Here is a 20534-nt window from a genome sequence, read left to right as displayed (position 1 = left end):
CATCATTTAATTATAGATTTTTCAAATATTTTATTTCATCTTCAGTCAAGTTTCTCCATGAACCCTTTTCCATATCGCCTAATAAAATATTGCCCACAGAAACTCTTTTTAATGCAATAACTGGATGTCCTATTGCATCACACATTTTTCTGATTTGGCGATTTTTTCCTTCATGTATAGTAATTGTAACCCTGCAGTTGAATCCAACCCTCTTATTTATTTGAAGATCCGCTTTCGCTGTAATGTATCCTTCAATATCTATCCCATTACAGAACTTAGATATTTCTTCTTCATTTGGGCATCCTTCTAGTATTGCTAAATAAACTTTGTTGATTGCTTGTCTTGGGTGAATAACCTTATTATAGATATCTCCATCATTCGTTAATATAATTAAACCGCATGTATCATAGTCTAACCGTCCTATGGGATATATTCTTTCTTTTACCTTCACCAAATCTAGAATAGTTTTTCTTTCTTTTTCGTCCTTTACAGTAGATACTATCCCTTCTGGTTTATTTAGTGCAATGTAAACTTTGTTTTCTTCCATATTGATAATTTTATTATCCACATGTACCCTATCTTTTTCAGGGTCAACTTTATGACCAAGTTCTGTAACCATTAAATCATTTACTTTTACTCTTCCTGCTGTAATTATTTCCTCACATTTTCTTCGTGAAGCAACACCACAGCTCGCCATGAATTTTTGCAATCGTTCTTCCACTATATCACTTCCTAATATTATTTTAGTCACTGTATAAATATATATCTCCTATTAAAAAAATTTCATAAGCTAAATTCCACTTAATAAATGAATATCACTATAAATGTATTTTTCACCAAATATTTCTAACCACATTTCATAATCTATTATGAAATAAAATTGATTTAAAATTAAAATTAATATATATATAAATAAGTCTTCACGGATAATTATATAGTATATTAATAAAAAATCAATTGTTGAAAAATTATTTTTCATTTTAAAACACAAGCACCGTTAATAATACAATATATTTCCAAGGAAATATATTGCATTATTAACAACTTCAATTACTAATAGATTTGACTTGTTTTTATTTTGATGTATCTAATGCTATAATATACACAAAATATATTATTATAAAAGGAGGATATACTATGAACTTTACTAATTACTACATGCCAACAAAAATATTACTAGATGAAGACGTAGTACTAAAAAATAGCAATTTATTTTGTAATTATGGAGAAAAAGCTTTAATTGTTACTGGTAAAACCTCTTCAATCACTAATGGTTCATTAAAAGATGTTACTAATGCGCTGAAAAAAGAGGGAATTAAATATGATGTTTTTAATAATGTAGAAGAAAATCCCTCTTTAGAAACTGTAGAAGCCATTGCAAAACTTGGAATATTACAAAAATCTAATTTCATTATTGGAATCGGAGGGGGATCTCCCATTGATGCCGCAAAGGCAGCCGGTGTGCTCATAAATAACCCAAATGATACAATATGTAATTTATTTGAAAGCCCAAATTTAAAATCTATACCTATAATTGCCGTGCCAACAACAGCTGGAACAGGAACTGAAACAACTCCTTATTCTATAGTTACAGATAATGAACTACAAACAAAGCATGGTATATGTCAAAGAATATTTCCTGAATATGCTCTGCTGGATGTAAAATATCTAATGTTTTTACCAGAAAAAATAACTATTAATACTTCAGTAGACGCTTTATCACATTTAATAGAAGGATATTTGTCAACAAACGCAAGTATATTAAGTGATGCTTTAGCAGAAAAGGGATTAAAATTATTTGGTGAATGTCTAAATATGATAAAAGAAAAGGATTTCACCTACACTATAAGAAAAAAACTAATGGTAGCTTCTACTTTAGCTGGTATGGTTATAGCGCAATCTGGAACATCTCTTCCACATGGAATGGGTTATGCTCTTACATATTTTCATAATATACCTCATGGGAAAGCAAATGGAATACTTTTAAAGTCATATTTAGAATTTTGCGATGATAAAAGTAAAGTTAAAAAGATTTTATATCTATTAACCCTAGAGAATTTAGATGAACTTGGCTATTTTCTAAACTCTATGCTTGGTGATGTAAATAGTGTAACTTATGAAGACGTATGTTCTTATAGTGACAAAATGACCTTAAACAATAATAAGTTAAAAAATCATCCCACACCTGTAAAGCGAGAAGATATACTAAATATTTATAAGAATAGTTTCAAATTATAAATATTTAAAAAAAAAGCAAATTAACATTTGCTTTTTTTTAGGACATTAAAAATAACAAACACACTACGAGTAATATACCAAATATAAATAGTGAGTAAGTTAAACTATTCATGTTATACCCTATTTCTTCTATTTTTGATTTTACATTTATAATTTCTGACTTTTCCTCTGCCATCTCAATTTTGCATTTATTAATATCTTGAGTATTAAATAAATTGATGAATACGCTTCTCATCCTTCTTATAATAGCTTTTCCATAATCTATTTCCCTTTTATTAATTGAATCAATACTTCTCCCTATAAAAGTAACACTGTTAACTACTAAGCGATCAATTATATGAAAAATAAAGCAACTAATAAAAATAATACCTTTTCCTAGAGGCTTATATATATGTTTTTCTAAACTTATCCAATTTAAAGTTGGGTTCACATAATACCAATTAGTACCTTCCCCTTTTTTTAACACTTTTCTTATAAATCCCATATAAATCACGATACCAATTAATATTATTATAAAGGAGCTTTTAATATTATTAAAAGTGTAGAAATCCACGGCTATTGGCTCAGCATTTCCAAATGGCTTTAAGGCTTTATCTAGCACATGTAAGATTACACTTGGATTAAGTCCAATATAAATACTCATTAAACTAAATATAACCATTGGTAAAAGTGTCATTTTAGTTATCTTTGCCTTTACCTTTTCAATATTTTGATTGCTTTTTTCTATAAATACAGCTACAAATATTTTCAGTAAATAGGCTACAGTAAAGCTACTACTTATTATAAACACAATTTCACATGTTTTAAAAAACACCCCCCCATACATATGCTCCGCTTCGATAAGTGCCTCATGCAGCATTGTTTTACTAGTGAATCCATTAAAACCAGGCATCCCTATTACCGATAGAACGCCTATAAAAAACATTATCTTTAATGCATGTTTATTAATTCCAAAGCCACCAATTTTATTTATGCTAACCTCATTTAGCACCAAATATATGGTTCCTGTGCCCATAAATAATAAGGCTTTAAAAATTCCATGATTTATAACATGATACATTGTACCATAAATAGCTATAGTTCTATGCTCTTTCAAAACCCCTATTAATCCTATTCCAACAAGAATATAGCCAATTTGACTCATGCTACTATATGCAAGAATTCTTTTTATGTTTCTCTGCATCATGGCTAGAAAACCACCAATGAACATATTTAGAAGACCTATCACTAGAATAATAATTGAAATCATAAAATCTCCACTCATAATTACTTCAATAGTTAATATAATTCCAAATATACCGGTCTTCGCTAAAACTGCAGATAAAACAATAGTTGCAGGCGTTGGCGCTGCAGGATATGCCTTCGGTAACCATATGTGTAATGGTACCATTCCTGCTTTTACACCAAACCCTATAATAATTAGAGTTACGATAAGATACTTTACATCACCTAACTTGCTTACGCAAGCTCTAAGTTCACTAATATCTAATGTTTGAGTATAATTATACAGCAAAAATAATCCCATAAGCAAAATAAGACCACCAGTTACTGCCATTATAATGTAAGTATTTCCTGCATCATGCGAATAATCATCTTCATCGTTAATTATTAAAGCATATGATGTAAACGACATAATTTCGAAGAAAGTAAACAAATTTAAGAAGTTTTCTGATATGAAAATTCCAATAGTACTCGCTAGAGTTAACATAAAAAACAGATAATATCTATTCCTATTTTTAGGATTTTTTAAATACTGTGTTGAATATATTGTAGTTAAAAACCATATCATAGCTGTAAGCCAGACAAAAACATACCTAAACATATCCAATTTTAAATGAAGGCCTGTACCCATAATATAAGGTATAGATAGCTCTATTGGCTGTACTACAACATATTTATATAATATAGTAGTAACCACAAATACAATGGCAGTCATTACAATATTAAAGATATCTCTATATTTTTCATTTTTCATGCCTATAATGTAGCCTATTAAAGAACTAATAAGTGGGAACAGCAGAATAAACAGTAAATACGTAGTGGATTTCAATATAATACCCTCCTTTCTTAAATTACCTCACTAGCAATTTTCTGAATAAATGAGATAAGCATATTAGGAAATAATCCAAGTAAAACAATTATAATGGTTATCATAACTATGGGTAGTAACATTTTTATTGGTGCTTCCTTAACTATAGTGTTCTCCCCTTTTTTGAAAAAGGCTTCTTTTATAACTGGAAGAAGGTATAAAGCAGTTAATAATGCACTAATAAGCAATATTGCAGGAAAAACCATTTTCCCTTCTGTAAGTCCGCCTTGAGCTAGAAACCACTTACTAACAAAACCATTTGTTGGTGGAATTCCGATAAGTGATATTGCAGCTACACTAAAACACCCCATTGTTATTGGCATCTGTTTGCCAATACCTCTAATCTGACTAATCTCTGTTTTCCCCGTAGTGTACATTATCGCTCCAACACAGAAAAAAAGAACAATCTTAATTACTGCATGATTAATTAAATGAAGCAGACCTCCAACAAATGCATCTTCATTTAAAAGAACCACGCCTAATAATACATATCCTAATTGACTAATGGTTGAGTAAGCTAACCTCTTTTTTAAATTTTCTTGATGTAATGCTAAGAATGAACCCATTAAAATTGAAATTACTATCAGAATACTTAAAAATATATTTATATGGAGCTGCCTAATTATTTCTGTCCCAAAGATAAAATAACTCATCCGTATAATAGCAAAAATTCCCGATTTTACAACAGCGACTGCATGAAGCAGTGCACTAACGGGAGTTGGAGCAACCATTGCTGCAGGTAGCCATGAATGGAATGGCACAAGGGCCGCTTTAACTCCAAAACCTAAAAACATGGAAACGTAACTTACCAAATATAGGTTTTTATTATCATTTGTTAGTGCTGGCAAAATACCATGAGCATCAAATGTTGTATCCTTCGTAATGCTGAATAATAAAATCATTCCAAGCAAAACCAATGTGGCTCCTACAAATGAATATATCAGATATTTTTTCCCGCTTTTTAACGCTTCTTTTGAATCAGTGTGAATTACAAGCGGGAAGGTTGACAATGTAAGAAATTCATAAAAAGCGTAAAGTGTTATAAGATTTCCCGAAAAGGCAATTCCTATGGTTACACCGAGTGTTGCAAGAAAAAAAGTATAAAATTTTCTCTCTTTGCCTTCGTGTTTCATATATTCTATGGCATAGAAAGCAGTGAAAATCCATAAAATTGCAACTAATAAAGAAAACAATATACTTAACTTATCTATTTTAAAATAAATATCTAGAAATTCATTTATTTTGAATAGATGAGTTCTACTTTCTCCAAACACATAAAATATAGTAACTAAAAAAATAAAATTTAATATAACGCCCATACTAACAAAAATATTTCTTTTCTTTTCATCTAATTTTATTGTTGCCATAATTATTGCTAATATAAATGGGAATAAAATTGGTATTATTATTGTGATATTATTCAACTGCGAAGCATCTCCTCTACTTAAGTCCTAGGCTAATTAAATCTATAATACCACTAGATGTTAATCCCACGTAAACCATTGAAATCACTAGAAAAATTACAGGCATCAATTCTTTTACAGGTTTGCTTTTAGATTTATATACTTTATCTTGTAAATTTTCTTCTCCAAAAAATCCATTTATTATGATTGGAAAATAATATACTGCATTTAATAAGCTGCTAAGCAATATAACCGCTACTAAAATTGTATCTCCAGATGCTATAGATGCTAAAGATAAGTGCCACTTGCTTACAAATCCAGGCAATATCGGAATTCCTATCATAGATAGTGCACCCATAGAAAATAATCCTAAGGTTAGTGGCATTTCTCTCCCTATTCCCTTTAAATGTTCTAATGTTTTATGTCCTGTTTGTTCTATCATTCCACCAACTAATAAAAACAAAGCTGATTTAGTTACCGAATGCCCAATAATATGGAATATAGCAATGGAAACTCCTAAATCAGTTCCAAGACCTATACCAAGAAATATATACCCCATTTGTGCCACAGTAGAATATGCTATAACTCTTTTTATATTTTTTTGAAAGATAGCAAAAACTGAGCCCATTATCATTCCTAAACTACCTAATATCAGTATAATATTCAAAACAGAATAATACTTAATTATTTCTATTCCATAAAGTCTATATAATATTTTAATTAAAAGTAAAATAAATGCCTTTAAAACTAAAGAAGATAAAAGTGCACTTGAGGAGGTAGGTGCACTTGAATGGGCATCTGGTAGCCAATTGTGAAGTGGGAACATAGCACTTTTTACTCCAAGACCAACAATAAATAAAACTATAGAAATCAGTACTGCATTTGGATAATTTAAGTGGCTTTTAATTAATATTTCATGAATGTAGTCTATATTCAAATGCCCAGTCATTGAATACAAATAAGCAATTCCCATAAGTACAAGGCCGGATCCGATGCAACTCATAATTAAATATTTCATAGTGGCTTTTATGTTTTCTTTTTTGTCTTTAACAATAATAGTGCCACAAGACGCAAGTGTTCCTACTTCTATAAATACAAAACAGTTAAACAAATCATTAGAATATACTACGCCGAGTAAGGAACCTATTAAAATGTTTATAAGTAAATAATATAAAGCTACCTTTGATTCTTTGATTTCCTTTTCTATACTATAAATTGAATACCAAATTATCATAAGTGAAACAAATGTAAAAACCAAACCCATTATAGCCTCAATTATTCCAATGCGGAATTCAATTCCATAAGGTGCATTAAAATGTCCAATTCTATATAAATATCCTCCCTTGTTAATAACAAAGATTAAATTTATCACTGCTAAAATCATTACTATTGTCATTGATATTAAACTAATACCCTTAACAATCTTTGTGTTTTTAATTAAAGGCATTATAAATGCCGAAATGAACAATATCAATATAATTGTAAGTGGAAAACTCTCGATTAGGCTCATTTTAATCACTCCTCATCTTAATAATTTCATCTAGTTCAATGGTACCGTATCCTTCATACACCCTCACTGTTAGTGCAAGGGCAAATGCTGTTGTACTGACTGCTACAACTATCCCAGTAAGCATAAGCGCAGATGGAACAGGATTGATGTAACCTTGAATTCCTTTATGCGCCCCTATAATAATGGGAGCATCTTTACCTAAAATATATCCTTTTGCAATAAAAAATAAAAAAATTGCTGTATCCATTATATTCATACCAATTATTTTTTTTATTAAATTATTATGCAATAATAATATTGCAAAACCAATTCCAAACAGTATGATTGCGCCAGTCTCATAATAATTATTTATTAATCCTTCCATAATTAAATTTCCCCTCTGTCAAATAAAGTGAAAAAAAAGTATATAGTAATCGCTACAATACTTCCTACTAATATGTTAAGTGGCAATAAAAATCCACCACTGAGTATATTGCCTGGTGTTCCTAAACTAGGCTGCGGAAGCCCTAAATGATTTCCACCAGTTATAAAACTATACCCTTTTAATAACCCATAAAACATAATTGCTCCACATAGATAGGTTATTAATCTTGCGTATGGTAATTTTTTATCTGTAAACTTTTTACCATAAATTATTCTATATAAGATGAAACTTGTGCCTATAATTGTTCCACCTGCAAATCCCCCACCTGGGCTTAGATGTCCATAAAAAATTATATAAATCCCAAAAATCTGAATGCAAGGTATTAGCACTTTACTTACTTCTTTTAAAATAGTACTTTTTATAATGATTTCGTAAGTACCTGTATCCTTAGGGTTCCTTTCTTTCTTTAGAAGTAACAAAACTATAATTGAAGCAGTAAACAATACACTTGACTCAACAAAAGTGTCAAAGGCACGGTAATCTAAAATAATACCTGTAACAATGTTCATTGCACCAGTTTCTTTTGTTGTTTTCTCTATATAATAATGTGCAACTTCATTATTGGCGGGATTATCATATTGTCCAAATTTGGGGAGTTCATTAACTCCCAAAAGTAAAATCATAATTAGAGTTGCTGTAATCCCAATAGATAAAAATTTTCTCATTTTCTTACTCCTTTAACTCTTTTTAGTGTAAGTATAAATAAAATTGTAGTAATACCTGCTCCAACTGCGGCTTCAGTTATTGCTAAATCGGGAGCATTTAGCTGTTGCCATAGAATTGTCATGATAAGGCTATAAACCATAAATACTATTATTGCACCAAGCAAACTTTTTATAGTAGAAACGACTACAGCAGAGCCTATTAAGAACATCAGCATTATCAAACTAAATATCTTCATGTTTTTTCACCCCATTTATTTTCGCAAGAGACGCTTGCCGGGTATACTCAGCCTTAGCAATTAAGTGTGTAGCTGTTGGATTCGCAATCCATACAAATACAATAATTAATACAATTTTCAAACTAACCATATTTAATCCATTTAATACTACCAATGCAGATAGGCATAATATAGCCCCTAAGGTATCACATTTAGCCGCGCTATGGGCTCTTGTAAACACATCTGGAAATCTTATAATTCCTAGTGTTCCAACCATGAAAAAGAATAACCCTCCAAAAAGAAAAATAGCAACAATCAACTCTCTCATATATTTCTCCCTTCTGAATTTCCAATAAATTTAGCTATTACAATAGAAGATAAAAAACTAATCAAAGCATATACTATTGCTACATCCACAAAATAAGTTTCATTAAGTAAAAATGAAACTATAAGAATAAGTACAATAGTTTTAGTGCCTATAACATTAATAGCAATAAGCCTATCTGCTGCACTTGGCCCCTTAATCGCTCGCAACATACATAAAAAAATTGTAGCCGCTAAAAATAAAATAGAAAAAATCAATAGTTTACTCATAAATGTCTTCCTCAACTTCTAAAATTATTTTTTCAAAATCTGAATCAATTAGCCCATTTACAAATTCATTTTTCAAACAATGCACAGTAATTTTATCTCTATCCATTGAAATGGTTAAGGTTCCCGGCGTTAATGTTATAGAATTAGCAAAAATTGTTTTAAGAAAGCCAGATTTTATTTTTGTGTTAATTGTTACTATCTGTGGCGATATTACTATTCGAGGGCTCAAAACTATTTTTGCCACACTAGTATTGGACACTATTATTTCTTTTATCAATATAATAGTGTAAGATAACCATTTTCCAGTGCTTTTCTTGAAATTTACTCGTCTATTACTACACATCAAATCTTTATTTAAATTTCTAACTAATAAACTTATTATTATACCAATGCAAATAGTTTCAACTTTCACATTTGCTGATAGAATGATCCAAAATAATAAATATACAATTCCAAAATACATTTTAAAAATCCCCCTATAAATTTTCACTTAGTTTCTTTATATATTCAATTAGCAATAAACATGCCAAATTTTCTTTGACAAAAAAATGAAGTTTATAATCCATTGATTTTCAACGGTTTATAAACTTCATTTTTTTATTTTAAATAAAATTTTTGTTTTTCATAAAAGCACCTTATTTAAAATCGTACCAATACGATACACTATATTATTATAGCTAACGATTACATGCACCATTTTGAAACACTTGTGCCACATTGATACGATTTTTATAATTATATTAACTGGTAATGGTTACTCTATTCTACACTAATCATTATTGGTGTAGAAATTCAACTTATTACAGAACCGCAGGTGATTATTTAACTAATCTTATATTTTTCCATCTTTCTATACAATGTGGTTCTCCCTATACCTAATATTCTGGAAGCTGCTGCCATATTATCATTTACATTAATCAATGTTTGCATAATAGCATCTTTTTCAATTTGTTCTAATGTAAGTAGTTGCTTTGCGCCACTTACTTCTCCAACATTTTCTTTTTCATTTATATAACTTGGCAAACTCTTATTTGTAATTACACTATTATTTTCAGCTACATTTAATACAAGTTGCATAACATTTTGTAATTCCCGAACGTTTCCGGGCCAATTATAATTAATCATACTTTTATAAAAGCTTTCACTTATTCCTTTTATATTCTTTTCATTAGATTCACTGAATTTTTCATAAAAATAATCAATAAATATCTTAATATCCTCTTTTCGGTCTCTAATGGAAGCAATATAAATTGGCATAACATTTATCCTATAAAACAAATCACTTCGGAATTTTCCTAGTTCAACTTCTTTTTTTAAATCTTTGTTAGTAGCTGCTATAACCCTAACATTTATTGGTATAACATCATGTCCTCCAACTCTTACTACCATGTGGTCTTCTAAAACCCTAAGTAAACTTATCTGAGCGTCTAAGGGCATATCGCCTATTTCATCAAGAAATATTGTTCCGCCATTTGCGAGCTCAAATTTCCCTGGATGTCCACCTCTTTTAGCTCCAGTAAAAGCCCCCTCTACATACCCAAAGAGTTCACTAGAAACTAGATCACGAGGAATAGCACCACAATTTAAAAATACAAAGGGCCTATCTTTCCTTCTACTAGCATTATGTATAGCTTGTGTAAACATTTCTTTGCCTGTGCCACTCTCGCCTTGTAAAAGTATAGTATCATCAGTCTTAGCCGCAATTGATGCTAATTTAATAGAATGGGTTATACTTTGACTTTTTCCAAATATATCATCAAAGGTATATCTTGCATTAGCTCCAACAATTTTATTAATCATACTTAGAACTGCTTTATTCTCTTTAAAAGTAATTAGCACCCCACCTAAGTCACTAGAGCTAAAAATCTTTATGGGGGTAACGTTAACTATACAAGTTTTATTTCTACCCATTTTTGTAGTAAAATCTATTTCTTCCTCCTGATACTCTTTTCCATTATTCATAACATTTATAATATCCTTACCACTATTAGTATATAAAACATTACTTATGTGAATATTATGTACATCTTTCCCACTATATCCCAAGAGTTTTCTTGCAAACCTATTCATACTAATTATATCACCTTGATTATCTATTCTAATAATGCCCTCGGAAATTGATTCTGTAATTTGGTAAAATTGTTCATTTACTATTCTCAATTTTTTATTGTAATACTCTAACTTCATTTCTTTTTCTATAGCCTTTGCTGCGGCTACTACCATACCTAACGTATGTGGATGTACAAATTCATAATTACCTGTAATACTTAATACCCCTAAAACTTTTCCCTTTTCATTTTTTATAGGACATGCAGATGAAGTCCAATTATGATACTCATGTAAATAATGTTCGCCACCAAGTACTTGTATTGGCTCACCAGTTATTAATGAAAGACCAATTGCATTAGTGCCTATTACTTCTTCTTTTACATTATATCCGTCTTGTAATACCAGAAATTTATTTTGCCGCATTAAGCTATCCTCTCCAATATGATCTAATACATATCCATCTCTATCTGTTAAACGAATCATAAAATCAGAATTTTGTAGTAGATTGTACAGTGTTTGCATAAATGGTTTAGCTGTCTGTAATAGAGGCATAAATTCCTTATACTTATTTTTTAGATCATCCTGCGTAAGTTCAATTGTAAAATCCTTTTTAAATGGATCTATATCATTCAATTTGCTTCGTTCCCAAGACTTTGAGATAATATCTCGAAGTCCATTTTTATTTAAAATACCCTTTGAAACAAATAATTGCCGCTTTTTTATAATATCTTCAGAATTACCAAGCAATCTTTTATTTGGCAAATAAATCCTCCCTCTCATAGCATTTTAATATCATTATATGTCTAATTATATAAAATGGCTATTGAAAATATTAAATAAGCAAAAAAAATTCCCTGAAAAAACAAGGAATCTTTAAGAATCAATTAATTTAACTTAATCATCATTTAAATTGATATGACAGTAACCACCTGGATTTTTTTGTAGATATTTTTGGTGATAATCTTCAGCATCATAAAAACAAGAAAGAGGTTGTATCTCTGTAACTACCGGCTTATCGAATCTACTTTGGACCTCATCCTTTGTTCTTAATATAATGTCTAAATCTTTCTTATCAGTATAATAAATACCACTTCTGTATTGATGACCGATATCAGCTCCTTGTCTATTATAAACAGTAGGATCTATTATTCCCCAAAATTTATTCAATATTTTTTCTAGAGATATCACATCTTCATCATAGCTTATTAAACAGGCTTCTGTATGTCCAGTATTTCCCTTACAAACCTCTTCGTATGTAGGTTCCTTCTTTGTACCATTAGCATATCCAACCTTAGTTTGGGCGATACCATTTATTTTTGACATATAAGCTTCTACACCCCAAAAACATCCTCCCGCTACAACAATACTTTCCATTAAATCATCTCCTTTGGAACTGCAACATCTTCGTAGAAGATGCATTGACGACTTCATAAGGAGTATTATACTATTTGCTGTTTGTTATCCAAAAATTTAAAATCTTCTGCTACAACTTCTATGCTATATCTTTTATTTCCATCTTTATCTGTGTAGCTATTACTAGATAGTCTACCTGTTATAGCAATTTGACTTCCTTTTTTCAAATATTTACACAGCGTCTCTGCCATTCCATTCCATGCCACAATGTTTATAAAATCAGCTTCAGGTTGCATATCTTTATGTGATACTTTATTAATTGCCAATGTGAATCTAGTATAAAACCCTTTACCCTCATTAAAACTCTTAAGTTCCAGTTCTCTTGTTATTCTTCCAATTATTGATACATTATTCATATAATATCTCTCCTTTTTATTTAGTAACTTTTTAAAATTATTGACAATAAGAAGAGGTTTTATACAAACAAATGTTTGTTATTCTTTTAAATATTAGTGTGCTTATACTTCAACCATTTCCTTTAATGATTTCGATCCTGCTGTGAAAAAGACAAGTGCAAACAGAATTAAGATCCCTAACTTTGGAAGTATATCTATGACGCCGCTATTTCTCAATGCCACATCATTAAGTGCAGACAATGCCCAATTTTGTGGAGTAAAATAAGCTATTTTCTTAAATACTGCTGGAAGAAATTCAAGTGGCATAGTTGTCCCACTAATAATACATGTTGGGGTTACTACTAAATTAACAATACCAACAGCCTGAGATTGATTTTTAGAATACCTTGATATTAATAATCCAATACTTAAAACAACCACTATAAAAATAGTAAATATCAAAAATACTGCAAACATCGATTTTCCCCAATATATATGGAAAATATATTTTGTTACTGTTACCATAAGTCCTATTTGAATCCAGCATAGGAATAACATAGATAAAAGCACAGAGCCTATTATACTACCATTTTTATTTGGCGTGGATAAACTTCTTCTCAGGGTTTTGTTATTTCTAAGTTCAACCATTTCTATGACAATGTATATCATTGAGAACATAAGAAAATTAATTATAAGACTTGTAGATAATGAACCTGATAAAGTGCGCGTTCCATCCTTTTTAACCTCTTCTAGCTCCGCTTTTACCGGGTTATTACTTAAAGAAGCATCTATTTTCCTTGAAATTTCACCATAGCTTGTATTTATCACAATATCATTCTGTTTTATAACGGATATAACTTTATTTGAAAGAAGTCTTTGAGTTACAAAATTATTTACCTTTTTAGAAATAATAATATCCATATTACTATCTGACAATTTCATTATGTCTAATTTCTTTAAATTACCACTTTCTAAATTTTCCGTGAAGATTTCAGGTATAACCAAAGTTACTCCTGTCTTATTCTGTTTTATTCTTATTTGCGCCTCTGCAAGGTCTGATTCTTTAATTTTAAAATTTTTATCTGTTTTTAATTCCTCTATAAGTTTATTGCCTAAGCTTCCCTTGTCTTTATTAACTATTGTAATATCAACAGTCTCATTAAATGAATCTTTAGAATCTCTTGTAAAGTATACAATTGCACCTACTACTAAAACCGGTATTAAAATCATTGAAAATATGGGTGTTTTCTGTTTTAACATTCTTTTTAAATGTAAAAATGCCATATGAATAACCTGCATTCTTGTCGCCTCCTTAATCATAACAATAAATTCACTTAAATTTTTTTACTATATCTGAACCTTTTCTCCCTTGTTTAATGTTTTAAATAGATTATTCCCTTCTTTTTTTCTCATGAAAAATGCACCAAAAGCTATTCCTAAAATTCCAACACCTAAGAGTACTATAATATTTACCGTTAGCTCTTTTATGCTTCCTCCAAGCACTACTTTATTATAGCTATCCTGAATCCAGTAATTCGGAGTGATTTTAGCAATTTTCCTCATGATTTCCCCAGTATATTCAAGTGGATAAAAACTTCCACCAAGCATAGCAAATACCATAATTACTGCTGTAAAGCTTGCATTTAAATTTTTCTGGCTTTTATATAGGTTCATTATGAAAGCGCTAATACCTGTTATAGCAAAGGCGTGTAGAATACTAATTAAAATCAGCTTCACATAACTGTCCCCAACGCTTATTCCAATGACCTTGCAAATGCCCATGTATAATGTAATATCCACTAGAGTTATAAAAAATACAAAACATATTTTAGCTACATACAAATTTTTCATACTTAAAGTAGTAGATCTTAATCTTGCAAATGTGCCATCTTCTTTTTCCCTTACCATATTTTGTCCTCCTATTACTGATAGATAAAGACTAATGAATGCTAACATTGAGATTGTAAAAATTTGTTTTCCACTAAGCTTTTTATCTTTAGTTATATTAACTGTATTTATAAATTTTTCACTATTTAAAGTGATTGTCTGAGTTATAACTGCTTCTTTCAACATGTCTATAGAAGTTTTATCATTAACACTCCCGTCTATTGCAGAAAATATATTTACATTATTATTAAGTACTTGCACATAAGAATTTACTATATCAAAAATAATCTGTGATTCAACACCAGAGGAGGAGGCCTTTAAAACCTTTATATTAACAGTTTCACCTTTTTCAACCTTTTCTGAAAAACCCTTTGGTATCACTATGGCAGTCTTAAGCTTTCCTTTTTGAAGATTAGCTTTTACTTCATCTATATCAGGTGTCTGGCTAAGTTCTACAAATTTTTTCATATCATCATTTGTAAGAATATCCTTTAAAGGAGCTGTGTATGAGCTTTTGTCCATATCTATTAAGGCTACATTTACTATAGGAATATGCCTATCTGGATTAAGTTGTTTTTCATACATCATACCGTAAAGAACTCCTAATAAAAGAGGCATAATCAAATATATAAGTACATAGAATTTTATATTTCCTAAAAATACCTTGATGTCTTTTATAAATATCCTAAATATTTTCACTTATCCCACCTCCACATTTTTTAGTCTCTTAAGTTCTTTCCAGTTAAACTTAAAAATACAGTTTCTAAGTTTGGTGAATCAACACTTATATTATTTATTCTTACGGATGAAGACATAAGGATTATAATAATATCCTGAAGATTCCTCTGCGAATTTTCAACAGTGAAAATTAGCAACGGATCACTATATTTTATTCTCTTAACCCCCTCTATCCTCTTCAATTTTAATATGATTTCTTCTTTAAAATTCTCTACAATAATTTCTAATTTCTCTTCATTTGTTACCATTCTCTTAATTTCATCTTTAGTACCACTAGCAACAACCCTGCCTTCATCTATTATTGCAATCCTATTACACAAACTCTCTACTTCTTCCATGTAATGACTTGTATATATAACAGTTGTCCCATATTCACTATTTAAGTTTTTAGTAAACTCCAGTATATGATTTCTTGATTGGGGGTCAATCCCCACTGTTGGTTCATCCATAATGATAATATCTGGATGGTGCATTATTGCCGCTGCAATATTAAGACGTCTTTTCATACCTCCCGAATATTTTTTTACTTTGTCCTTTGATCTTTCAGTAAGTCCTGTAGCTTCAAGAACCTCCTTAATTCTATTTTTAAGCGTGCTTCCCTTTAATCCATACATGCTACCCCAAAATACAAGATTGTCATATGCATTTAAATTCTCATATAGTGCCACTTCCTGAGGTATAAATCCTATGTGTCTTTTAGCTTCTACAGGTTTTTTATTTATGCAATTATCAAAAATTTTTATATCACCTCTATCGGCTTTTAATAATCCACAAATCATTGAAATAAGAGTGGATTTTCCAGCACCATTAGGTCCAACCAATCCAAACAATTCCCCTTTTTCTATATTAAGATTTATACTATCAACAACTAATTTATCCTCATATCTTTTTGTTACATTGTTTATCTCAATTATTGACAAATTCAACACTCCTTTAAATAATTTGCTTATAATTATATTATATAAATTTCCAGTATCTATAGCAATTGAGTTAAGTAATGACTATAAAAAATTGACCATTACTTAAGTCATGTTCTTAAGTAATGGTCATAAAATTAAAAATCCACTAAAGAATTCTTAAGTGCGAAAATTGCTATTTGAGTTCTATCTCTTAATTCAAGCTTTGAGAGTATTTCTGTAATGTGATTTTTTACTGTTCCCTCTGTAACAAAAAGATTGCTAGCAATTTCTTTGTTTGTAAGCCCTGTTCCTATCCCAATTATAAATTCTACTTGTCTTAACGTTAGCTTATATTTATCCATAATATTACTTAGTGTATTTTTGGAATTGGACTTAGTATTATTTATAATTTTGGCTGCTACCTCAGGGTGCATAACTACATTGCCTCTATACACACTTTTAATGCCATCCATAATAATATCATAGGATGTATCTTTTAGAAGATAGCCACTTGCACCATGCTTCATAGCATCATATATATACTCATCATCTTTAAATGTAGTTAGTATTAGAATTTTTATATCCTTAAACTCACTTTTTATAAGTTTAGTACCCATAACTCCATCGCACAAAGGCATTCTTATATCCATTAGGACTACATCTACTTTTTCATTTCTACATAATTTTAGAGCTTCTTCTCCATTACCACATAACCCCACTACATTTATTTCTAAATTAGAGCTTAAAATAATCTTTAATCCTTCTCTTATAAGTACTTCATCATCTGCAATTGCTATATTAATCTTTTCCAAATTCCTGCCCCCTGTTATTCTATAAAGCTTTCAATTTTTGGTATGGACATACTAATTTCAAAGCCTTTATCACCATGAACATTAACTTCTCCCCCAAGACTTTTAACTCTCTGTTCTATACCCTTTAATCCAAAACCACTTTTAATTTTAAGACAGCCTTTTCCGTCATCTTTTATATGTAAATATAACCTATCTTCTAAAAACTGAAGTGATATAATCACACTAGATGCATTACCATGATTAAGTGAATTATTAAGTGCTTCCTGAACTATTCTATATAAAGTGAAGCTCTGATCTCCATTCAATGTCCATTTTTCATTAGAAACAATAAAACTTACCTTAACTCCACTAAGTTTTTCAAAATTAGAAGTAAGTTCTTGAAGGGCAAAAACCCCTTGATAACTGTCAAAATCTGTTGGTTTAAGCTCTTTTACTGCCCTTCTAACATTTTCAATTCCATTTTTAGTGAAATGGATTAAATTACTCACCATTTTTTCACCTTCATTTTGGTCATTTTTCATTACATAAGGAATTGCTTGAAGCTGAATAAGCAGTGTAGATAAGGTATGACCAACAGAATCATGGATTTCTCTCGATATTCTATTTCTTTCTCTCAAAATAGTTAGTTCTTCCACAGTATTTGAATACTGCTGTAATTTTTCGTAGGTCTCTTTTAAATTTTCCTCTGATATTCGTAGCTTATCATATAAGTGCTGTGCTTCACTTTTCCTCTCGCTTTCTTCTGCAATATATCTTCCCAAGACTCCAAATATAACTACAATTACCGTATTAAAAATCACATTAACTAAAATATAATTCTGCATCTTACCATAAACTGGTTTACTACTTTGGAATACTACCGCTGCATATAAAAATGAAATAACTACGTATGCATATGCTTTAGGAAGCATCAAAGCAGCATCCAAAACTGAAATGAAATAATATATAAAAATAAACCCACCAAAACTATAATAGATTATAGAAATTAATACTAAATCTATAAAAAGAGAAATTATCACTGCATATTTTCTCTTATATAAAAAATACATTCTTATCTGAGTATTCAATATATATGTCAGCATACAAATAATGAATTTAGTCATAATATTCATAGAATATTCACTGGTCATAACAACTGAAAGCGCCACTAGAAAATATACTATATATTTAATTAATTCTAAAAACGGATAATTATTTTTCTTCAATTTACCACATCCAGTATATATATATTAATTTTAAAATTATTCACAATAAAATATTGAAGCTCTTATAATTTTAGATTCTCCCTGACTGCTACTATAAACCTTAAGTTCTAAATTATTTTCTTTCTCTGTTGTGGTTACTAATGCTAAATCACCTTTGTTAAGATTTATTTTTTCCTTTGTTTCTGTAGCTATTTCTACATCACCTTTCACTATATAAAATGCTTCTGTGATTTGATGAAATTTTTCAACATCATTGATATTATTGTGTAACAATATATCTTTAAACTCCCCTTTATTAACTGAAATTGATTCTAATCTCCCCGTGTAGCCTTGTGCCATCATTAAATTAAAATCTACAACTTTACCAAAACTTGTTGTTTTCCACTCTCCACTAAAGCTATCCTGCTCGAATGCTTTTAACACCGCATTATGATGACCTTCATGGCCAAGAAGTAGTTTCCCTTCAATAATCATAATAATCCTTGATATTCCGGGTAAAGATGTAAATGTAGATTGTTCTACTCCAACCTTTGCAGAACTCAGCCTCCATTTAAAATTACGATTACCATATAGTGAATCATTAGGATAAATATAAAGCTCTGTTGTTGTACCACCAGACCATTCACTTGTTTTATGTTGATTTTTTCTAATTATTTCAATATTGTAAGACATTTATAATTCCCCCCTATTACTTATCATATTTACATTCTATTTTTATATGTATTTTCCTTTTATTTCGAAAGTAGAAGTCATAATTTTTAGTTTGTACTTTAATCTGGGACTTAATTAAAAATATTTAGGATTAACAATTTCTAAATCTGAACTTGATATCGTGTAAACTATCCGATATTATTATATCTTAAGTGATATAATAATAAAGTAAAACAACAGTTAAAGTTATTTGCAGTATGTTTGATATTTCAAAGCCAACTTTATACAAATCAATAGAGGAAATAAGTAAAACTAATAATTTATAAATACTTTGGAGAGATTAAACCTAATAATTCTAATAATATATTCATATCAGTTAATTCAGGATTGTATTTTATCATTCATTAATATAAATTCCAAAATAATATTTATTTGGTAAGGAGTTAAAAATGAAAAAATTGAGGTTATTGAATTTTATACCGTTATTGATGGCAGTACCATCAATAACTATTGGAGGGATAGCAATGTACACCACTAAAGTACCAATTGCTATTTTTGTTCAAAACATTTTTTATTTAGTATTAGCTGGAATAATTTCATACTTTATACTATTAAAAAAATCTAAAGTTAAAAATAATGCAAGCACTAATACCACTACTATTATAGTTGCAGTTATTCTTTTATTTCTAACTTTTATTAGTTCAGGAATAGAAGGCGTTCATAGATGGGTATCTGTTGGGCCAATTAAGTTTTACGTTGCAGTTATTGTCCTACCTATTATAATTATAAATCTATGGGAATTGTTACAAATAAGAGATTGGTGGTTTTCAGCTGCTATTACAATAGTTATATCAGTTTTGCTTGCTTTACAACCTGATGCTTCTATGCTAACTGCATTTGCTATTCCAATGATAATGTTGTTATGGAATAAGATTAATAACAATATTTTTCGTTCTTGTATTGTAGTGTTACTTTCTGCGTTGATTATTATTTCATGGGTGTTTTTAGATGGATTACAACCTGTATCTTATGTTGAAAATATAGTTAGTTTGGTAGCGAGTATGGGAATAATATGGCTTAGTTTAGGGGTTATTTCTCTTGTAATATTGCCATTGCCATTTATATTTTTTTCACCAAAAAAATATAAATTGTTATCACTAAGCATTGGTATGTATTTTATAATTATTTTAATTTCTACTCTATTTGGAAATTTTCCAGTTCCATTGATGGGATACGGAGTTTCCCCGATAATAGGATATTTTATATCTATAACTTGGTTCGCAAAATCCAAAATTAATTCATAATATTCTTAACGTTCGGCCCCCCTTTTGGAGTATCAAAATCAAGAAATTTGCGAGCAATACCCCTAGTTATTTAGTACTAACAAGGATTATTAAAGGATATACT

Annotated in this window: 21 protein-coding genes; 2 read left to right on the top strand and 19 right to left on the bottom strand. The window is 29.7% G+C overall.

Annotation, left to right across the window (positions count from 1 at the left end; translation table 11 throughout):
* Positions 1-10: 10 nt before the first annotated feature.
* Positions 11-721 (bottom strand): pseudouridine synthase, encoded by a 711-nt coding sequence (locus KTC94_RS01415; protein WP_216303111.1) that lies wholly within the window; start codon positions 719-721, stop codon positions 11-13.
* 416 nt (positions 722-1137) lie between these two features.
* Here KTC94_RS01415 and KTC94_RS01410 point away from each other — a divergent pair, with 416 nt between their 5' ends.
* Positions 1138-2238 (top strand): iron-containing alcohol dehydrogenase family protein, encoded by a 1101-nt coding sequence (locus KTC94_RS01410; RefSeq protein ID WP_216303049.1) that lies wholly within the window; start codon positions 1138-1140, stop codon positions 2236-2238.
* 37 nt (positions 2239-2275) lie between these two features.
* Here KTC94_RS01410 and KTC94_RS01405 read toward each other — a convergent pair whose 3' ends face one another.
* The 18 genes from KTC94_RS01405 to KTC94_RS01320 form a co-directional block, all read right to left on the bottom strand.
* Positions 2276-4288 (bottom strand): complex I subunit 5 family protein, encoded by a 2013-nt coding sequence (locus tag KTC94_RS01405; protein ID WP_220319513.1) that lies wholly within the window; start codon positions 4286-4288, stop codon positions 2276-2278.
* A gap of 17 nt (positions 4289-4305) precedes the next feature.
* A complete protein-coding gene (locus KTC94_RS01400) occupies positions 4306-5751 on the bottom strand; it encodes a monovalent cation/H+ antiporter subunit D family protein (RefSeq protein WP_216303051.1) in 1446 nt (481 codons plus the stop codon).
* Positions 5752-5767: 16 nt separating this feature from the next.
* Complete coding sequence (locus KTC94_RS01395; RefSeq protein WP_220285877.1) at positions 5768-7240, bottom strand: complex I subunit 5 family protein; 1473 nt, start codon at positions 7238-7240, stop codon at positions 5768-5770.
* A 1-nt stretch (position 7241) separates the two neighbouring features.
* The gene (locus KTC94_RS01390; RefSeq protein WP_220319512.1) at positions 7242-7604 is read right to left on the bottom strand and encodes a sodium:proton antiporter; all 363 of its coding nucleotides are present in this window, start codon (positions 7602-7604) and stop codon (positions 7242-7244) included.
* A gap of 2 nt (positions 7605-7606) precedes the next feature.
* A complete protein-coding gene (gene mbhE, locus KTC94_RS01385) occupies positions 7607-8329 on the bottom strand; it encodes a hydrogen gas-evolving membrane-bound hydrogenase subunit E (RefSeq protein WP_216303054.1) in 723 nt (240 codons plus the stop codon).
* Positions 8326-8565: a hydrogenase subunit MbhD domain-containing protein gene (locus tag KTC94_RS01380; protein ID WP_216303055.1), complete on the bottom strand. Its 240-nt coding sequence runs from the start codon at positions 8563-8565 to the stop codon at positions 8326-8328. Before KTC94_RS01380 ends, mbhE begins: the two co-directional genes overlap by 4 nt.
* A complete protein-coding gene (mnhG, locus tag KTC94_RS01375) occupies positions 8552-8872 on the bottom strand; it encodes a monovalent cation/H(+) antiporter subunit G (protein ID WP_216303056.1) in 321 nt (106 codons plus the stop codon). The genes KTC94_RS01380 and mnhG overlap by 14 nt, the downstream gene beginning before the upstream one ends.
* Positions 8869-9138 (bottom strand): monovalent cation/H+ antiporter complex subunit F, encoded by a 270-nt coding sequence (locus tag KTC94_RS01370; RefSeq protein ID WP_216303057.1) that lies wholly within the window; start codon positions 9136-9138, stop codon positions 8869-8871. The genes mnhG and KTC94_RS01370 overlap by 4 nt, the downstream gene beginning before the upstream one ends.
* Entirely contained in the window at positions 9131-9601 is a 471-nt protein-coding gene (locus tag KTC94_RS01365) for a Na+/H+ antiporter subunit E (RefSeq protein WP_220319511.1), read from the bottom strand. The genes KTC94_RS01370 and KTC94_RS01365 overlap by 8 nt, the downstream gene beginning before the upstream one ends.
* Before the next feature lie 359 nt (positions 9602-9960).
* On the bottom strand, positions 9961-11949 hold the full coding sequence (locus tag KTC94_RS01360) for a sigma-54-dependent Fis family transcriptional regulator (RefSeq protein ID WP_220285879.1): 1989 nt from the start codon (positions 11947-11949) through the stop codon (positions 9961-9963).
* 132 nt (positions 11950-12081) lie between these two features.
* Positions 12082-12561 carry a peptide-methionine (S)-S-oxide reductase MsrA gene (gene msrA / locus KTC94_RS01355; RefSeq protein WP_220319510.1) on the bottom strand — a complete coding sequence of 160 codons (480 nt, stop codon included), beginning with the start codon at positions 12559-12561 and terminating at the stop codon, positions 12082-12084.
* A 65-nt stretch (positions 12562-12626) separates the two neighbouring features.
* Positions 12627-12956 carry a single-stranded DNA-binding protein gene (locus tag KTC94_RS01350; protein ID WP_216303061.1) on the bottom strand — a complete coding sequence of 110 codons (330 nt, stop codon included), beginning with the start codon at positions 12954-12956 and terminating at the stop codon, positions 12627-12629.
* A 102-nt stretch (positions 12957-13058) separates the two neighbouring features.
* Positions 13059-14234, bottom strand: a complete 1176-nt coding sequence (locus KTC94_RS01345; RefSeq protein ID WP_220319509.1) for an ABC transporter permease — start codon at positions 14232-14234, stop codon at positions 13059-13061.
* A gap of 48 nt (positions 14235-14282) precedes the next feature.
* A complete protein-coding gene (locus KTC94_RS01340; protein WP_220285883.1) occupies positions 14283-15521 on the bottom strand; it encodes an ABC transporter permease in 1239 nt (412 codons plus the stop codon).
* Between the two features lie 20 nt (positions 15522-15541).
* Positions 15542-16480, bottom strand: coding sequence for an ABC transporter ATP-binding protein (locus KTC94_RS01335; RefSeq protein WP_220319508.1), 939 nt, complete (start codon positions 16478-16480; stop codon positions 15542-15544).
* Between the two features lie 134 nt (positions 16481-16614).
* Entirely contained in the window at positions 16615-17271 is a 657-nt protein-coding gene (locus KTC94_RS01330) for a response regulator transcription factor (RefSeq protein ID WP_216303065.1), read from the bottom strand.
* Positions 17272-17285: 14 nt separating this feature from the next.
* Complete coding sequence (locus KTC94_RS01325) at positions 17286-18476, bottom strand: sensor histidine kinase (RefSeq protein ID WP_220319507.1); 1191 nt, start codon at positions 18474-18476, stop codon at positions 17286-17288.
* A 36-nt stretch (positions 18477-18512) separates the two neighbouring features.
* Positions 18513-19148, bottom strand: a complete 636-nt coding sequence (locus KTC94_RS01320; protein ID WP_220319506.1) for a HutD family protein — start codon at positions 19146-19148, stop codon at positions 18513-18515.
* A gap of 428 nt (positions 19149-19576) precedes the next feature.
* Between KTC94_RS01320 and KTC94_RS01315 the strand changes: the two genes are divergently transcribed.
* Positions 19577-20431, top strand: a complete 855-nt coding sequence (locus tag KTC94_RS01315) for a cell division protein (protein WP_220319505.1) — start codon at positions 19577-19579, stop codon at positions 20429-20431.
* The last annotated feature ends 103 nt before the right edge of the window (positions 20432-20534 follow it).

Origin of the sequence: Clostridium sp. CM028, assembly GCF_030585565.1 — a bacterium.
Classification (GTDB): Bacteria; Bacillota; Clostridia; order Clostridiales; family Clostridiaceae; genus Clostridium_AD; species Clostridium_AD estertheticum_B.
Note: the sequence above shows the minus strand (reverse complement) of the source record. Positions and strands in the feature narration are given on the sequence as shown.

What these genes read in the sequence shown, in the direction of transcription:
- KTC94_RS01410 (WP_216303049.1), top strand. Translation starts at nt 1,138, where the DNA reads ATGAACTTTACTAATTACTACATGCCAACAAAAATATTACTAGATGAA.
- KTC94_RS01395 (WP_220285877.1), bottom strand. Translation starts at nt 7,240, where the DNA reads ATGAGCCTAATCGAGAGTTTTCCACTTACAATTATATTGATATTGTTC.
- KTC94_RS01390 (WP_220319512.1), bottom strand. Translation starts at nt 7,604, where the DNA reads ATGGAAGGATTAATAAATAATTATTATGAGACTGGCGCAATCATACTG.
- mbhE (WP_216303054.1), bottom strand. Translation starts at nt 8,329, where the DNA reads ATGAGAAAATTTTTATCTATTGGGATTACAGCAACTCTAATTATGATT.
- KTC94_RS01380 (WP_216303055.1), bottom strand. Translation starts at nt 8,565, where the DNA reads ATGAAGATATTTAGTTTGATAATGCTGATGTTCTTAATAGGCTCTGCT.
- mnhG (WP_216303056.1), bottom strand. Translation starts at nt 8,872, where the DNA reads ATGAGAGAGTTGATTGTTGCTATTTTTCTTTTTGGAGGGTTATTCTTT.
- KTC94_RS01370 (WP_216303057.1), bottom strand. Translation starts at nt 9,138, where the DNA reads ATGAGTAAACTATTGATTTTTTCTATTTTATTTTTAGCGGCTACAATT.
- KTC94_RS01365 (WP_220319511.1), bottom strand. Translation starts at nt 9,601, where the DNA reads ATGTATTTTGGAATTGTATATTTATTATTTTGGATCATTCTATCAGCA.
- msrA (WP_220319510.1), bottom strand. Translation starts at nt 12,561, where the DNA reads ATGGAAAGTATTGTTGTAGCGGGAGGATGTTTTTGGGGTGTAGAAGCT.
- KTC94_RS01350 (WP_216303061.1), bottom strand. Translation starts at nt 12,956, where the DNA reads ATGAATAATGTATCAATAATTGGAAGAATAACAAGAGAACTGGAACTT.
- KTC94_RS01345 (WP_220319509.1), bottom strand. Translation starts at nt 14,234, where the DNA reads ATGCAGGTTATTCATATGGCATTTTTACATTTAAAAAGAATGTTAAAA.
- KTC94_RS01320 (WP_220319506.1), bottom strand. Translation starts at nt 19,148, where the DNA reads ATGTCTTACAATATTGAAATAATTAGAAAAAATCAACATAAAACAAGT.
- KTC94_RS01315 (WP_220319505.1), top strand. Translation starts at nt 19,577, where the DNA reads ATGAAAAAATTGAGGTTATTGAATTTTATACCGTTATTGATGGCAGTA.